Genomic DNA, 13,759 nt, shown 5'->3' on the forward strand with positions numbered 1-13,759 from the left:
GACGGCCTCTGGAATACTGGATCACCCGCTTGCGCGGGTGATGACAGATTGAGTGTGGTGCGCTTTTGCGCACCACCGCCGGCGTCAGCTGATCGTCGCGCCGCCGTCGATCACGATGGTCTGACCGGTCATGAAGTCGCCGGCACGCGAGCCCATCATCACGGCCGCGCCCGCGATTTCGTCGGGCACGCCGATCCGCAGCAGCGGCGAGCGCGCGGTCGAGGCCTTCAGATTGTCCGGATTGTCCCACAGCGCCTTGGCGAAGTCGGTCTTGATCAGGCCGGGCGCGATGCAGTTCACGCGGATGTTGTGCTTGCCGTATTCGCAGGCGAGGTTGCGCGCGAGCTGCATGTCGGCAGCCTTCGAGATCGCGTAGGCGCCGAGGATGGTCGAGCCCTTCAGGCCGCCGATCGAGGACACGATGATGACGGAGCCGTCCTTGCGCTCGATCATCTGCGGCACCACCATCGAGATCAGCCAGTTGTTGGCGACGATGTTGTTGTCGAGGATTTTCCGGAACTGATCGTCGGAGATCCCGGCGAGCGGACCATAGTAAGGATTGGATGCCGCGTTGCAGACCAGCACGTCGATCTTGCCGAAGGCGCGGTTGCTCTCGTCGACCAGGTTCTGCAGATTTTCTTTCGACGAGATGTTGGCCGCGATCGCAACCGCAGTGCCCTTGCCATAGCTGTCGTTGATCTCGGTCGCGACCTGCTCGCAGACGTCGGCCTTACGCGAGGAGATCACGACCTTCGCGCCGTGCTCGGCCATCCGCTCGGCGATCGCGCGCCCGATGCCGCGCGTCGAACCGGTGATGACGGCGACTTTTCCCTTCATGTCGAACAAGGTCATGCTTCTCTCCCTGATGTAAGGTGTTTGAATTCGGCGCTGAACTTAAGCAGCGTTGTCATATTGCGATAGCAGCATCACGCGAGCTTGCTCGGCGGCCGCACCTCGGGCCCGGATGGCTGATGCATCGCGGCGTGGCGGGGATCGGCGATCCACGGCTGCTGGTTCACCATCGGCAATCGCCACATCGACACATTGGGCGCCGCGATGTGATCGAGCCGCGTCACCGAGACATTGTCGATGTCGAACGACAGACCGCGGTCCGGCTGGCCGCCAAGTGCAAGACCGACCGCAGCCCGGATCACACCGCCATGGCCGACCGCGATGATGTCCTTGCCGGCCTCCGCAGCCGTGATCCGCACGATGGTGCGACAGACGCGGGTGTAGAGATCCATGAAACTCTCACCGCCCGGCGCCGGCTCGTTGACGTCGGCGAACCAGAGGTTGCCCGGCGGACGGCTGGCGAGAAACGCAGCGCGGTTCATGCCCTGCCACCGGCCGAGATGCAGCTCGGCGAAGTCGCGCTCGTGCGTCATGCTTTCGGGCTTCGGATAGCCGGCGGCCCAGATCGCGTCCGCGGTCTTGTGCGTGCGCTTCAGATTGCTCGAATACCAGACGGCGTTGCGCGGCAGCATCTTGGCGACCGCCTCGAACACTTCGACATCGCCGGTGTCGCAGTCGATATCCTCCTGCCCGTAGATGTTGCCGCCATCGCTGCGCACCGGCGCGTGACGAACCCACCACCACCGCGTCACCGTCACGTTAGGCTTCTCTGGATTGGACATCGGATGAGCCCTTCAATAGTGTCCCGTCACGCTGTACGTCACGCCGCACATCGTCTCAAGTGCTTCTGACGTTTGAAATTTTGTTTGAATTCCGTCGCGCGGCAGGCGCGCCACGGATCATGTGAACAGGGAGAAAACCATGGGCCGCCTCGAAGGCAAATCCGTCATCATCACCGGCGCGGGCAGCGGCATCGGCCGCGCGGCGTCGCTGCTGTTCACCAAGGAAGGTGCCAAGCTGATCGCGGTCGATCGCACTGACGGTGTCAACGAGACCGCGAAGCTGGTGCGCGATGCCGGCGGCACCGTCGAAGCGGTCACCGCCGATGCCGGATCGGAGAGCGACGTGAAGGCCTTCATCGAGAAGGCTGTTTCGAAGTACGGCAAGCTCGATGCGATCTGGGCCAATGCCGGCGTCAGCGGCGGCCTCGTGCCGCTCGCCGACCAGACTCCGGAACATTGGCAGGAAGTGCTGCGCGTCAACCTGATCGGCCCGTTCCTCGCGATCAAGCATTCGATCCCTCACATGACCAAACAGGGCCACGGCTCGATCGTCTGCACCGCCTCGGTCGCGGGCTTGAAGTCCGGCGCCAGCGGACATCCCTACGGCGCGAGCAAGGCCGGCGTCATCAGCCTGGTGCAGACCACCGCCTACTCGCTCTCCGGCACCGGCGTGCGCATCAACGCGGTCTGCCCGGGCCTGATCGAGACCGGCATGACCAAGCCGGTGTTCGATCGCGCCAAGGAGCGCGGCACCCAGGACAAGATCGGCCAGCTCAACCCGTTGAAGCGCCCCGGCCAGCCGCACGAGCTCGCCGCGATGGGATTGTTCCTGGCCAGCGACGAGGCGTCCTACGTCAACGGCCAGGCGATCCCGGTCGACGGCGGCCTCACCGCATCGATGCCGTATACGGGCAAGCCGATCTAGCGAAGACGTTCTCTGTTCGCAGAGCGGGTGGAATTCGCGATCATTCCACATTCACAACTGTCGTCCCTGCGAAAGCAGGGACCCATACGCCGCGGCGGATGTTGTGAACGGGAATCGTCATTCCAGCGTCGTTCAACAATGACCATTCGTGGTTATGGGTCCCTGCTTTCGCAGGGACGACGCCGAGTGTGTAGCGCGAAAGCGAAGACCATCGTGCTTGCCTCGGATCAAAGTCGATGGGTTTCGCTGCGCTCTACCCGTCTTACGTGCACCTCCGGCCCGAATATTGCTTTGCCCCGACGGTCACACCAGCTGTTATACTTCGCTGGCAAGATCGCCCGCAGATCCACAATCCCTGCAAAACGAACAGGCAATGCAAAATCAACGTCCCGACCGTATCCGCAAGCTATTGGCCGACCTCGTCGCGTTCGACACGATCAGCGACCGCAGCAATCTGCCGCTGATCGACTACATCGAGCGCTATCTCGCCGCGCTCGGCGTCGGCAGTCAGCGCATCGTCGATGACACCGGACAGAAGTCCTCGCTGTGGGTCACGGTCGGCCCCGAGGACAAGGCCGGGCTCGCTCTATCGGGGCATACCGACGTCGTGCCGGTCGTGGGACAGGACTGGAGCCACGACCCGTTCGAGCTCGTCGAACGCGACGGGCGGCTGTACGGCCGCGGCACCACCGACATGAAGGGCTTTGTCGCGGTCTGTCTCGCGATGGTTCCGGAAATGCTCGCGGCCGACCTGAAGACGCCTATCAATCTTGCAATCTCGTATGACGAGGAGATCGGTTGCGTCGGCGTTCGCCCGATGCTGCGCGAGGTCGCGCGCAAGCCGATCAGGCCGCTCGGCTGCTTCGTCGGCGAACCGACCCAGATGCAGGTGATCATCGGGCACAAGGGCAAGCACGGCGTGCGCGCCACGTTCCGCGGGCTCGCCCGCCACTCCTCGATCGCGCCCGACGGCGTCAATGCGATCGAATACGCCGCCGATCTGATCACCGAGATCCGCCGCCGCGCCGAGCAGCTCGCGGCGAGGCGCGAGCGCGACAGTCTCTACGACGTGCCCCACTCCACGCTGCTGACCAGCGTCGTGCATGGCGGCGCCGCGCTGAACATCGTGCCCGATCATTGCGCGGTGGACTTCGAATGCCGCGGCATCGGCATTACCGAGTCGCGCGAGGTCACCGATGCGATCGTCGCTTGGGCCAAGGCCGAGATCGAACCGAAGATGCGCGCGCGGCATCCGGACTGCGGCATCGACTTCGAGGAAATCCTCGACTACCCCGCGCTCGACACCGCGGCCGACGCGCCCATCGTCACCCTCGCCAAGCAATTCGCCGGCCGCAACGACCACGCCAAGGTCGCCTTCGGCACCGAGGCCAGCCTGTTCGTCAGCATGGCCGACGTGCCGTCGGTCGTGGTCGGCCCCGGCTCGATCGCGCAGGCGCACACGCCGGATGAGTTCGTCGAGATGTCGCAGCTCGAGGCTTGCGGCGATTTCGTCGCGCGGCTGATCGCGCATTGCGCGAAGTGAGGCGGCCAATTGTAGGGCGGATTAGCCGAAGGCGTAATCCGCCATCGTCACATACGGGCAGGCGGCGGATTACGCTTCGCTAATCCGCGCTACGAATTCCTTACAACCCATCCGGCGGCAGGCCCGGCCCCGTTGCGGCCGGGCGGAGCTTGTCGCGCTTGCGCTCGCGGTAGAAGGCGTAGAGGCCGGAGGCCACGATGATCGCGGCGCCGGCGAGCATCTGCATGTCCGGCTTGTGGCCGAAGGCGAGATAGCCGGTTAGCATCGCCCACGGCAGCGCGGTGTAGCGGAACGGCGCCACCGCCGAGATGTCGCCGGTTCGCAGCGACACGATGATGCATTGGTAGCCGATCAGGATCAGCACTGCGGCGAGTGTGAGCAGGCCGAGGGCGTGGCCGGACGGCGCCTTCCAGCCACCGAGCGGCACCAGCACGACGGCCCCGGCCGTCGTGACAGTCACGGTGGTGAGCAGCGTGATGAACACGGTCGGCAGCTGTTTCGGGATGCGGCGGGTGGCGAGATCGCGCACGGCGCAGAAGCCGACCGAGGCCAGCGCCAAGAGCGACGCCTGGCTGAAGCCTTCAGCGCCGGGACGGACGATCACCAGCACGCCGATGAAGCCGGCGGCGATCGCAAGCCAGCGCCGCCAGCCGACCGGCTCGCCGAACACCAGCGCCGCGCCGAGCGTGATGACGAGCGGCAGCGCCTGGAAGATCGCCGACGCGTTGGCGAGCGGGATCTGCGCGATCGCCGAGAGATAGGTCAACGTGCCGCCGATCTCGCCAAGCACGCGCAATCCGACCGGCCAGATCAACAGCGCGCTGAAGCTACGAAGTGCATCGCGATACCACGCCAGTGCGGCGACCAGCACCATCGCGACCAGGCCGCGGACCAGCAGGATCTCCCCGATGTTGAGCTCCGCCGCCACCGCCTTGGTGATGGTGTCGTTGGCCGTGAAGCTGGCCATGGCCGCAGCCATGAACAGGCTACCGCGAAGATTCGAAGAGAGGGGCAAAATGAAAATGTCCGATCAGGACCAGGCGGGCAATATCGACCGGACTGAATTGCCAAAGCGACGCAGCGAACTCAAGTCACAGATGACTACAGTGTGGAAACATGCCGCACGACGCAGAAGCGGCGCGAACCCTGGGGGATCGCGCCGCTTTTCGGATCAGACCGCACCGGCCTTCTGCGCGTATTCCCATGACGCCTGCGACAGCGGCACGGTGCGCTTGGCCGATTCGAGGGCCTTGGCGTTGGCGGCGGTGCCGTCGCGGACGCGGCCCGCAATACCCTGCGTGATGCCGGCGAGGCGAAACAGATTGTAGGAGAAGTACCAGTTGAGATCCGGCACGGCCATGCCGGTGACGTTGCAGTAGATCTGCGCGGCCTCGTCCTGGCTCGGAATGTTCAACGCCTTGAGGTCGGCATTGGCGAGGCCCGGCATGGTCCACTGCATCAACAGATAGGTGAAGTCGGCCATGGGATCGCCGAGCGTCGACAATTCCCAGTCCAGCACCGCCTGCACCCGCGGCTCGGTGGCGTGGAAGATCATGTTGTCGAGGCGATAGTCACCGTGCACGACCGAGACGCGCGTCTGCTCGGGCACCGTCTTCGGCAGCCACTCGGCGAGCTTCTCGAACTCGGGAATGTGCTGCGTCTCGGAGGCGCGATACTGCTTGGTCCAGCGGTCGACCTGGCGCGCGAAATAATTGCCAGGCTTGCCGAAATCGCCGAGGCCGATCTTCTCGGGATCGAGGATGTGCAGCTTCGCCAGCGTCTCGATCTTGCTGGTGAAGATTTTCCGCCGCGCATCCGGCTCCTGGCTCGGCAGCGTCGGGTCCCAGAACACCCGCCCCTCCTCCATCGACATGATGTAGAAGGCCGAGCCGATCACCGCATCGTCGGTGCACAGCGCATAGGCTTTTGCGACCGGAAAGTTCTGCTTGCCGAGCGCCGCGATGACGCGGAACTCGCGATCCACCGCATGCGCCGACGGCAACAATTTACCGAACGGCCGGCGGCGCATCACATAGTTGCGGCCGGGGGTTTCGAGCTTGTAGGTCGGGTTGGACTGGCCACCCTTGAACTGCAGGACCTTGAGCGGGCCCTGAAAGCCCTCGACATGTTCCTTCATCCAAGCATCGAGGTTCGCCTCGTTGACGCGATGGCGCTCCTCGACTTCCCGTGTTCCGGAAAATTCTTCGTCTTTCCTGACGCCGTCCGCCACGATGACGCTCCCTCAACTCAGTTTTTATGGAGCGCCGTGCGGCGCTCCCTCAATCAGGCTGGCACGCCAGCCTGATCTCGCTTTTCATTCTGAGCACGATGTGCGCGCGAACGCCATGCGTTCCGCATCATGCTCAATGCGACGTGTTTGCATACTTCCGAACTTCGAGCCTGGCAATGGCGCGATTATGCACCTCGTCCGGGCCGTCGGCGAGACGGAGCGTGCGGATGTGGGCATAGGCGCGCGCGAGCCCGGCATCGTCGGAGACACCGCCGCCACCAAACGCCTGGATCGCCTGATCGATGATCTTCAGCGCCATGTTGGGCGCAGCGACCTTGATCATCGCGATCTCGGCCTGCGCGGTCTTGTTGCCGACCTTGTCCATCATGTCGGCGGCCTTGAGGCACAGCAGGCGGTTCATCTCGATGTCGGTGCGGGCCTCGCCGATGCGCTGCTCCCAGACCGAGTGCTCGATGATCTTCTTGCCGAACGCGGTGCGCGAGGCGAGCCGCTTCACCATCTTCTCCAGCGCTTCCTCGGCCTGGCCGATGGTGCGCATGCAGTGATGGATGCGGCCCGGGCCGAGACGGCCCTGCGCGATTTCGAAGCCGCGGCCTTCGCCGAGCAGGATGTTTTCCTTCGGCACGCGAACGTTCTCGAGCAGCACCTGGGCGTGGCCGTGCGGCGCATCGTCGAAGCCGAACACCGGCAGCATCTTCTCGACCTTGATGCCGGGGGTGTCGAGCGGCACCAGGATCTGCGACTGCTGCTGATGCTTGGCGGCGTTGAAGTCGGTCTTGCCCATCAGGATCGCGATCTTGCAGCGGGGATCGCCGACGCCCGACGACCACCATTTGCGGCCGTTGATGACGTAGTGATCGCCGTCCTTCTCGATGCGGGTCTCGATGTTGGTGGCGTCAGAGGAAGCCACCGCCGGCTCGGTCATCAGGAAGGCGGAGCGGATCTCGCCGTCCATCAGCGGCCGCAGCCATTTGCGCTTCTGCTCCTTGGTGCCGTAGCGGATGAACACTTCCATGTTGCCGGTATCGGGAGCGGAGCAGTTGAACACTTCCGAGGCCCAGGAGATGTGGCCCATTTCTTCCGACAGCAGCGCGTATTCGAGATTGGTCAGTCCCGCGCCGTGGAATTCATCGTCCTCATGCGAGGACGGCGGCATGAACATGTTCCAGAGGCCTTCGGCCTTCGCCTTCTTCTTCAGATCCTCGAGGACCGGGATCACCTTCCAGCGCGGACCTTCGGCATCCTGCTTCTCATAGATCGGCACCGCCGGGCGGACATGCGTTTTCATGAAAGCTTGAACGCGCTCCAGCCACTCCTTCTGCTTGGGCGACAGCGTGAAATCCATGGGACGCTCCTCGTTTCCTAGACTTGGGCTTTGACTTTCGGCTTTGGGCCCTGCCGTTTGGACCCTGGCCTTTTGAACAACATTGTTCACCCCGCCTCCGCGGCTCGCAAGGGCGTTCGCGGAAGGACGGCGGTGGTGTGCCAGAATGACGTCCCCGCGCAGCGGATTGACATTTCCGGCTCTTCAAACGATAGTTTCATACAAATGTTTGAAATGCAACTCCCCATCGTCTTCGTCATTCCGGCGCATCGCGCCGCGGAATAACGGAAAGGCTCTCAGCCATGGCCAGCGATCACACCCGATCCGCCATTCTCGCCGCCGCCGAACGGCTCTATGCCGACCGCGGCTTCGGCGACGTCACGCTGCGCGACATCGTCGCGGAGGCGAACGTCAACCTCGCGGCGGTGAATTACCATTTCGGCTCCAAAGATGAATTGATCGCGGAGCTGTTCGTCACCCGCAGCATCCAGACCAACCGCGAACGCCTCAATGAACTGAAGGCGGCGGAAGAAGCCGGCGGCGGCCGCGCCTCGATCGAGGACATCATGCGCGCCCTCGTCGGCCCCACTTTGCGCGGCTGCCTCGGCCCGGATCGCGAGGGCTCGACCGCGGCGCGCTTCATGATCCGCGCCTCGATCGAATCGGTGCCGCCGATCCGCCGCATCAAGAATCGCGAAGTAGATCATTTGCGCAAATTCGCCGCCGCGATGCGCCGCGCGATGCCTGGCCGCAACGACACCGAACTCTATTGGGGCCTGCACTTCGCGCTCGCGATGGCGCACCACACCATTCGCGAGAAGGAACGCCTGCTGCGGCTGTCGGAAGGCAAATGCGACCTCGACGATGTCCGCGCCATCATCGACCGCGTGGTCACCGTCTCGGTGATGGCGCTGACGATCGGCGACGTGCCGAGCAAGCCGGCCGCACGGCCGGTGCTGGTGCACGGCCGTCTGACGCGGCAGGATCTCTGAAAGCCCCTGCCCTACACCATCGCGATGCAGTCGATCTCGATGTCGAACGGCCCGGTCCATTCCGGGATGCAGACGAAGATCCGCGCCGGCAGATCATCCGCGAAGTATGTCCGGTAGACCGCGTTGAAGGTCGCGAAGTGTTTCGCCGACGTACAGAAGATGTTGCACTTCATCACGTTGTCGAACGAGGCGCCGGCGGCCGCAAGACACTGCTTGAGCTGCTCCATCACCAGCTCGCTCTGCCGCTCGATCGAGGCCCCGGTGGCGATCTCGCCGGTTGCCGGATCGAATGGCGGCAGACCGGAGACGAACACCATGTTGCCGGCGCGGGTGACCGCCGACGCCGGCGCCTTCCAACGCTCCAGCCAGCTCGAGATCGGTTCGACGCGGATCACTTCCCGTTTCATGATTGGCACCTTCGATGGGGATCGATGGCGCCAATCTAGCAGGCTGGTGTCAATGATGCTTCGATGCGAGTCGAAGTATTGATGAAGCCGACTGCTCTATCACCGTCATCCTGAGGTGCGAGCCTTGCGGCGCAATTGCGCCGCTGGGCGAACCTCGAAGGATCGACGGCCCCACTCTGGCCGATTCATCCTTCGAGGCTCGCCGAAGAGGCTCGCACCTCAGGATGACGGAGATAGATGCCCGGCCGGCTTCAATCCCGCCTACAGAATCCCCTGCGCCTTCAGGCCTTCGACCTTGGCGTCGTCATAGCCGATGGTCGCCAGCACGTCCTTGGTGTCGGCACCGAGCAGCGGCGGGGCGCGATATTCGGTGATCGGGGTGCCAGAGAAGGTCAGCGCGTTGCGGATCAGCGACAGATCCGGCTCGAAGGGATGGTCGACTTTCACCCGCATGCCGCGCGACTGCACGTGCGGATCGCTGAACACCTGCTCGAAATTGTTGATCGGGCCCGACGGCACGCCGGCCTCCTCGAGCTTGTCCAGCCAGTAAGCCACCGGCTGCTTCAGGAACAGGCCGGCGAAGATCGCCATGATCTCCTTGCCGTGCACGACGCGGTCGTTGTTCTTGACGAAGCGCTTGTCATTCGCGAGCTCGGGTTCGCCGAGCACCGCGCAGGTGCGCTGGAACTGGCCGTCATTGCCGACCACCAGCATCAGCTCGCCGTCGGTGCAGCGGAACACGCCGGCCGGCATGCCGCCATTGCCCCAGGTGCCGCGGCGCGGCGGCATGTTGCCGTTGACGAGGTAGATCTGCAGCCAGTGCGACAGCGAGGCGATCACCGTATCGAACAGGCAGACGTCGACATGCTGCCCTTCGCCGTTGTTGGCGTCGCGGTGATAGAGCGCCGACAGAATCCCGATCGAGGTGTTCATGCCGGTCATGTAGTCGACGATCGAGGGGCCGACCTTCATCGGGCCCGCGCCGGGTTCACCGTCGATATGGCCGGTCACGCTCATCAGCCCGCCCATCGCCTGCAGGATCGCGTCGTAGCCGGCGCGCGTGGCGTAGGGGCCGGTCTGGCCGAAGCCGGTGACCGAGCAATAGATGATGCCGGGATTGATCTGCTTGATGGTCTCGTAATCGAGGCCGTAGCGCTTGAGGTCGCCGACCTTGTAGTTCTCCATCATCACGTCGACCGACTTGGCGAGCTCGCGGATGATCGCCTGCCCTTCGGGCTTGGCGATGTTGACGGTGACGGACTTCTTGTTGCGGTTGGCGCAGAGGTAGAACGAATTGTTGTTGTTCGCCTTGCCTTCGGGATCTTTGAGATAGGGCGGGCCAAAGGCGCGAGCATCGTCGCCGCCGCCGGGCCGCTCGATCTTGATCACCTCGGCGCCGAGATCCGCCAGCATCTGGGCCGACAGCGGGCCCGCGAGCACCCGCGTCAGGTCGAGAATCTTGATGCCCGAGAGTGGCAGAGCCGACATGAAGCATTCCTCCGATATCTTGCTAATCTTGATTATCCGGCGCCGGACTGGGCCCTGCCCGTGTTCGCGGCCGCCAGAGCTTGCCGATACACCATTTTGGTGTCGCGAGCACTGCATTGTCGGCATGAAGCCATCCCCGGACGGCCTATGTGCGGCGCACCGGCCGGAACCGGCCCTACCTCGTCCTGCCGCCACGCGAAATTGTGAAGATCGCCGACACCGATTTGTCTCAAGGCCGGCGGTATCCTGCCGCGACGAGGAGGACACCATGCGGACGATCATGACGGTTGGGCTGCTAACGCTGCTTGCGGCCGCGATGCCGACGGCCGACGCGCGCAGTGGCCACGGCCATGGCGGCGGGCACAGCCACGGCATGCATGCCGGCGGCGCCATTCGCGGCGGCGGATCTGCCGGCGACACGCGCCACGGCAACGACGCCTACACCAAGGCGGCCTCTGACGAAGAGGACCGCCTGCTCAACAGCAAGCTGAAGAGCATCTGCCGCGGCTGCTAGGACGCGATCGCCTGCCGCGGCTGCGCGGTGGCGCCGATCAGCTTGCCGATCTCGGGCTTGCAGCCGCCGCAATTGGTGCCGGCCTTCAGGCAGCGGCCGATCGCCTCAACACTATGGGCGCCCTTTTTGATCTCGGCGGTGATCTGGTGCCGTCCGACGCTGAAGCAGGAGCAGACGATCGGGCCGATATCATCGCCCGCGCCGAACGGCCGTCCGGCCAGCAGCGCCATCCGCGCATTGGCCGACAATTGCTGTTCGGCAAACAGCCCGGTCAGCCAGGCCCGCGACGGCAGCGCGTGATCGGGCGCGATGAACACGCAGCCCTCGAGCCGGCCGTCGCGCACCGCCGCGTAACGGAAGCGGCCCGCGGCCGGATCGCGATAGGCGATCCATTCGATCTCGACGCCGTCGAGGCCGAGCTGTGTCCTTGCCCAGTCGCGCCAGCTCTCCGGGCGAGCATCGAGCGCGAGCTCCAGCCGCGTGCAATCGCCGGCCTTGCCGTAGACCCAATAGCCTGAAGCCGGACGCTTGATCGCGTCGCGGCTCAGGATGAAGGCGTGCCATTTCGGCGCGTAGGGATCGGCCTTGACCGGCGTGTGCTTGGATTCCGGCTGGCCCGACAGCGGATCGACCTCCGGATTGACCAGCGCGTTGACGCGGCCCTCGCCGGCGAACTCCTCGTTCCAGTGCATCGGCACGAACACGCAGCCGCGGCGCTGGTCGGCGCTGACCACGACGCGCGCGATCATCTCGCCCCAATTGCTGGTCAGCCGCACCAGCCCTTCGTTTTGCAGGCCGGCCTGCCGCGCATCCTCAGGATGGAATTCAGCATAAGGCTCGAAGATATGTGACAGCAGCCGTCCGGTCTTCCCGGTCCGGGTCATGGTGTGCCACTGATCGCGCACGCGGCCGGTGTTGAGCACCAGCGGAAAGTCGCGGCTGGTGGCGTTGCGCGCCGCGCGCGGTGCGATCGGCACAAAACGCGCCTTGCGGTCAGGCGTGAAGAATTGCTGGCTCTCGAACATCCGCGGCGTGCCGGCCGGATGCTCTGATGTCACCGGCCACTGCACCGGCGCCAACGCGTCATAGCTGCCGTCGTCGAGCCCAGCCAGCGCCGAGATGTCGAAATCGCGCTTGCCGTCGTTCTCGAAGCCCGACAGTTCGGCGTGCTCGCGGAATACCTCGGCGGCTGACGCGTAGTCGAAGCCGGAATATCCCATGCGTTGCGCGACGTCGCAGATGATGCGCCAGTCGGCGCGCGCTTCGCCCGGTGCTGCCAGGAACGGCCGCTGCCGCGAGATCCGGCGCTCGGAATTGGTCACGGTGCCGTCCTTCTCGCCCCACGCCAGCGCCGGCAACAGCACGTCGGCATGCCGCGTCGTGTCGGTGTCGCGCATGCAATCCGTCACCACGACGAGCTCGCAGGCCTCGAGCGCGGCACGGGCGCGATCGGCATCCGGCAGGCTCACCACCGGATTGGTCGAGATGATCCACACCGCCTTGATGCGACCATCAGCGATGGCGTCGAACATGTCGACCGCCTTCAGTCCGCCCTTCTCCGCAATCACGGGAGCGCGCCAGAACCGCTGCACCAGTTCGCGATGCGCTGGATTCTCGAGCTCCATATGCGCGGCAAGCTGGTTGGCAAGCCCGCCGACCTCGCGGCCGCCCATCGCGTTGGGCTGTCCGGTCAGCGAGAACGGCCCCATTCCGGGACGGCCGATGCGCCCGGTCAGCAGATGGCAGTTGATGATGGCGTTGACCTTGTCGACGCCGCTCGATGACTGGTTGATGCCCTGCGAATACAGCGTGACGACGCGCTCGGTCTTCGTAAACCAGTCGAAGAACAATCCGACTGCGCCTTCGGTGAGGCCGCAAGTCGCAGCGGTCTGCGCCAGCGTTTGGCCGCCGACCTGCTTGAGCGCGTCGACGATCCCCGTCGTGCAACCGCCGACAAAAGCGCGATCGACCGCATTGCTGCCGGCCAGGAACGCGAACAGCCCGTTGAACAGCACGGAGTCGCTGCCCGAGCGCAGCGGCAGATGCAGATCAGCGCCCTCGCAGGTCGCGGTGCGGCGCGGATCGATTACCACGATCTTGCAGGCCGGGTTCTTCTCCTTGGCCGCCAGCATGCGCTGGTGCAGGATCGGATGGCACCAGGCGGCGTTGGAGCCGACCAGCACCAGCAAATCCGCCTGCTCGAGATCCTCGTAACAACCGGGCACGGTGTCGCTGCCGAAGGCGCGCTTGTGCCCGGCGACGCTGGAGGCCATGCAGAGCCGCGAATTGGTGTCGATATTGGCGGTGCCGACGAAGCCCTTGGCGAGCTTGTTGATGACGTAATAGTCCTCGGTCAGCAGCTGGCCCGAGACGTAGAACGCCACCGCGTCGGGCCCGTGCTCTCGAACAACGCGACTAAAGCCGTCGGCGACGCGATCGAGCGCGTCGTCCCACGTGGCGACCGCGCCATCGATAAGAGGCTCCAGCAGACGCCCGTCGAGATCGATGGTTTCGGCGAGCGCCGAGCCCTTGCTGCAGAGCCGGCCGAAATTGGCCGGATGCTCCTTGTCGCCCTCGACCCGGACGTTGCCCGCCGCGTCCTTGGACGCGATGACGCCACAGCCGACACCGCAATAAGGACACGTGGTCTTGACGGGCATTGCCGGATCGTTCCCTGACCG

General features: G+C 64.7%; 12 protein-coding genes. 4 read left to right on the forward strand and 8 right to left on the reverse strand.

Annotated elements, in window-relative coordinates; all coding sequences use genetic code 11:
• Positions 1–84: 84 nt before the first annotated feature.
• Together JQ616_RS12975 and JQ616_RS12980 are read right to left on the reverse strand one after the other, a co-directional pair.
• The gene (locus tag JQ616_RS12975) at positions 85–852 is read right to left on the reverse strand and encodes an SDR family NAD(P)-dependent oxidoreductase (RefSeq protein WP_212014945.1); all 768 of its coding nucleotides are present in this window, start codon (positions 850–852) and stop codon (positions 85–87) included.
• 74 nt (positions 853–926) lie between these two features.
• Entirely contained in the window at positions 927–1,634 is a 708-nt protein-coding gene (locus JQ616_RS12980; protein ID WP_212014947.1) for a histidine phosphatase family protein, read from the reverse strand.
• A 139-nt stretch (positions 1,635–1,773) separates the two neighbouring features.
• On the opposite strand from JQ616_RS12980, the gene JQ616_RS12985 reads away from it, so the two are divergent.
• Positions 1,774–2,559, forward strand: coding sequence for an SDR family NAD(P)-dependent oxidoreductase (locus JQ616_RS12985; RefSeq protein ID WP_212014949.1), 786 nt, complete (start codon positions 1,774–1,776; stop codon positions 2,557–2,559).
• A 373-nt stretch (positions 2,560–2,932) separates the two neighbouring features.
• A complete protein-coding gene (gene argE, locus JQ616_RS12990) occupies positions 2,933–4,102 on the forward strand; it encodes an acetylornithine deacetylase (protein ID WP_212014950.1) in 1,170 nt (389 codons plus the stop codon).
• 100 nt (positions 4,103–4,202) lie between these two features.
• Here the strand turns inward: argE and JQ616_RS12995 are convergent, their stop codons facing one another.
• The 3 genes from JQ616_RS12995 to JQ616_RS13005 form a co-directional block, all read right to left on the reverse strand.
• Complete coding sequence (locus JQ616_RS12995; RefSeq protein ID WP_212014952.1) at positions 4,203–5,117, reverse strand: DMT family transporter; 915 nt, start codon at positions 5,115–5,117, stop codon at positions 4,203–4,205.
• Between the two features lie 156 nt (positions 5,118–5,273).
• Positions 5,274–6,332 carry a phosphotransferase family protein gene (locus JQ616_RS13000; RefSeq protein ID WP_212014954.1) on the reverse strand — a complete coding sequence of 353 codons (1,059 nt, stop codon included), beginning with the start codon at positions 6,330–6,332 and terminating at the stop codon, positions 5,274–5,276.
• Between the two features lie 133 nt (positions 6,333–6,465).
• Positions 6,466–7,698: an acyl-CoA dehydrogenase family protein gene (locus JQ616_RS13005; RefSeq protein ID WP_212014956.1), complete on the reverse strand. Its 1,233-nt coding sequence runs from the start codon at positions 7,696–7,698 to the stop codon at positions 6,466–6,468.
• 281 nt (positions 7,699–7,979) lie between these two features.
• Between JQ616_RS13005 and JQ616_RS13010 the strand changes: the two genes are divergently transcribed.
• Positions 7,980–8,669 carry a TetR/AcrR family transcriptional regulator gene (locus tag JQ616_RS13010; protein WP_212014958.1) on the forward strand — a complete coding sequence of 230 codons (690 nt, stop codon included), beginning with the start codon at positions 7,980–7,982 and terminating at the stop codon, positions 8,667–8,669.
• A gap of 11 nt (positions 8,670–8,680) precedes the next feature.
• On the opposite strand, the gene JQ616_RS13015 is transcribed toward JQ616_RS13010, so the two are convergent.
• Positions 8,681–9,076, reverse strand: a complete 396-nt coding sequence (locus tag JQ616_RS13015) for a RidA family protein (RefSeq protein WP_212014960.1) — start codon at positions 9,074–9,076, stop codon at positions 8,681–8,683.
• Between the two features lie 261 nt (positions 9,077–9,337).
• Entirely contained in the window at positions 9,338–10,564 is a 1,227-nt protein-coding gene (locus tag JQ616_RS13020) for a CaiB/BaiF CoA transferase family protein (RefSeq protein ID WP_212014962.1), read from the reverse strand.
• Between the two features lie 268 nt (positions 10,565–10,832).
• On the opposite strand from JQ616_RS13020, the gene JQ616_RS13025 reads away from it, so the two are divergent.
• The gene (locus tag JQ616_RS13025; RefSeq protein ID WP_212014965.1) at positions 10,833–11,078 is read left to right on the forward strand and encodes a hypothetical protein; all 246 of its coding nucleotides are present in this window, start codon (positions 10,833–10,835) and stop codon (positions 11,076–11,078) included.
• Here JQ616_RS13025 and JQ616_RS13030 read toward each other — a convergent pair.
• Entirely contained in the window at positions 11,075–13,738 is a 2,664-nt protein-coding gene (locus JQ616_RS13030) for a nitrate reductase (RefSeq protein ID WP_212014967.1), read from the reverse strand. The two genes, JQ616_RS13025 and JQ616_RS13030, sit on opposite strands and share 4 nt — an antisense overlap.
• Positions 13,739–13,759 lie beyond the last annotated feature (21 nt).

Origin of the sequence: Bradyrhizobium tropiciagri (assembly GCF_018130545.1) — a bacterium.
GTDB lineage: Bacteria > Pseudomonadota > Alphaproteobacteria > Rhizobiales > Xanthobacteraceae > Bradyrhizobium > Bradyrhizobium tropiciagri_A.

Coding starts and splice junctions, on each gene's coding strand:
- JQ616_RS13015 (WP_212014960.1), bottom strand. CDS start 9,076: ATGAAACGGGAAGTGATCCGCGTCGAACCGATCTCGAGCTGGCTGGAG.
- JQ616_RS13010 (WP_212014958.1), top strand. CDS start 7,980: ATGGCCAGCGATCACACCCGATCCGCCATTCTCGCCGCCGCCGAACGG.
- JQ616_RS12980 (WP_212014947.1), bottom strand. CDS start 1,634: ATGTCCAATCCAGAGAAGCCTAACGTGACGGTGACGCGGTGGTGGTGG.
- JQ616_RS13020 (WP_212014962.1), bottom strand. CDS start 10,564: ATGTCGGCTCTGCCACTCTCGGGCATCAAGATTCTCGACCTGACGCGG.
- argE (WP_212014950.1), top strand. CDS start 2,933: ATGCAAAATCAACGTCCCGACCGTATCCGCAAGCTATTGGCCGACCTC.
- JQ616_RS13030 (WP_212014967.1), bottom strand. CDS start 13,738: ATGCCCGTCAAGACCACGTGTCCTTATTGCGGTGTCGGCTGTGGCGTC.
- JQ616_RS13025 (WP_212014965.1), top strand. CDS start 10,833: ATGCGGACGATCATGACGGTTGGGCTGCTAACGCTGCTTGCGGCCGCG.
- JQ616_RS12975 (WP_212014945.1), bottom strand. CDS start 852: ATGACCTTGTTCGACATGAAGGGAAAAGTCGCCGTCATCACCGGTTCG.
- JQ616_RS13005 (WP_212014956.1), bottom strand. CDS start 7,698: ATGGATTTCACGCTGTCGCCCAAGCAGAAGGAGTGGCTGGAGCGCGTT.
- JQ616_RS12985 (WP_212014949.1), top strand. CDS start 1,774: ATGGGCCGCCTCGAAGGCAAATCCGTCATCATCACCGGCGCGGGCAGC.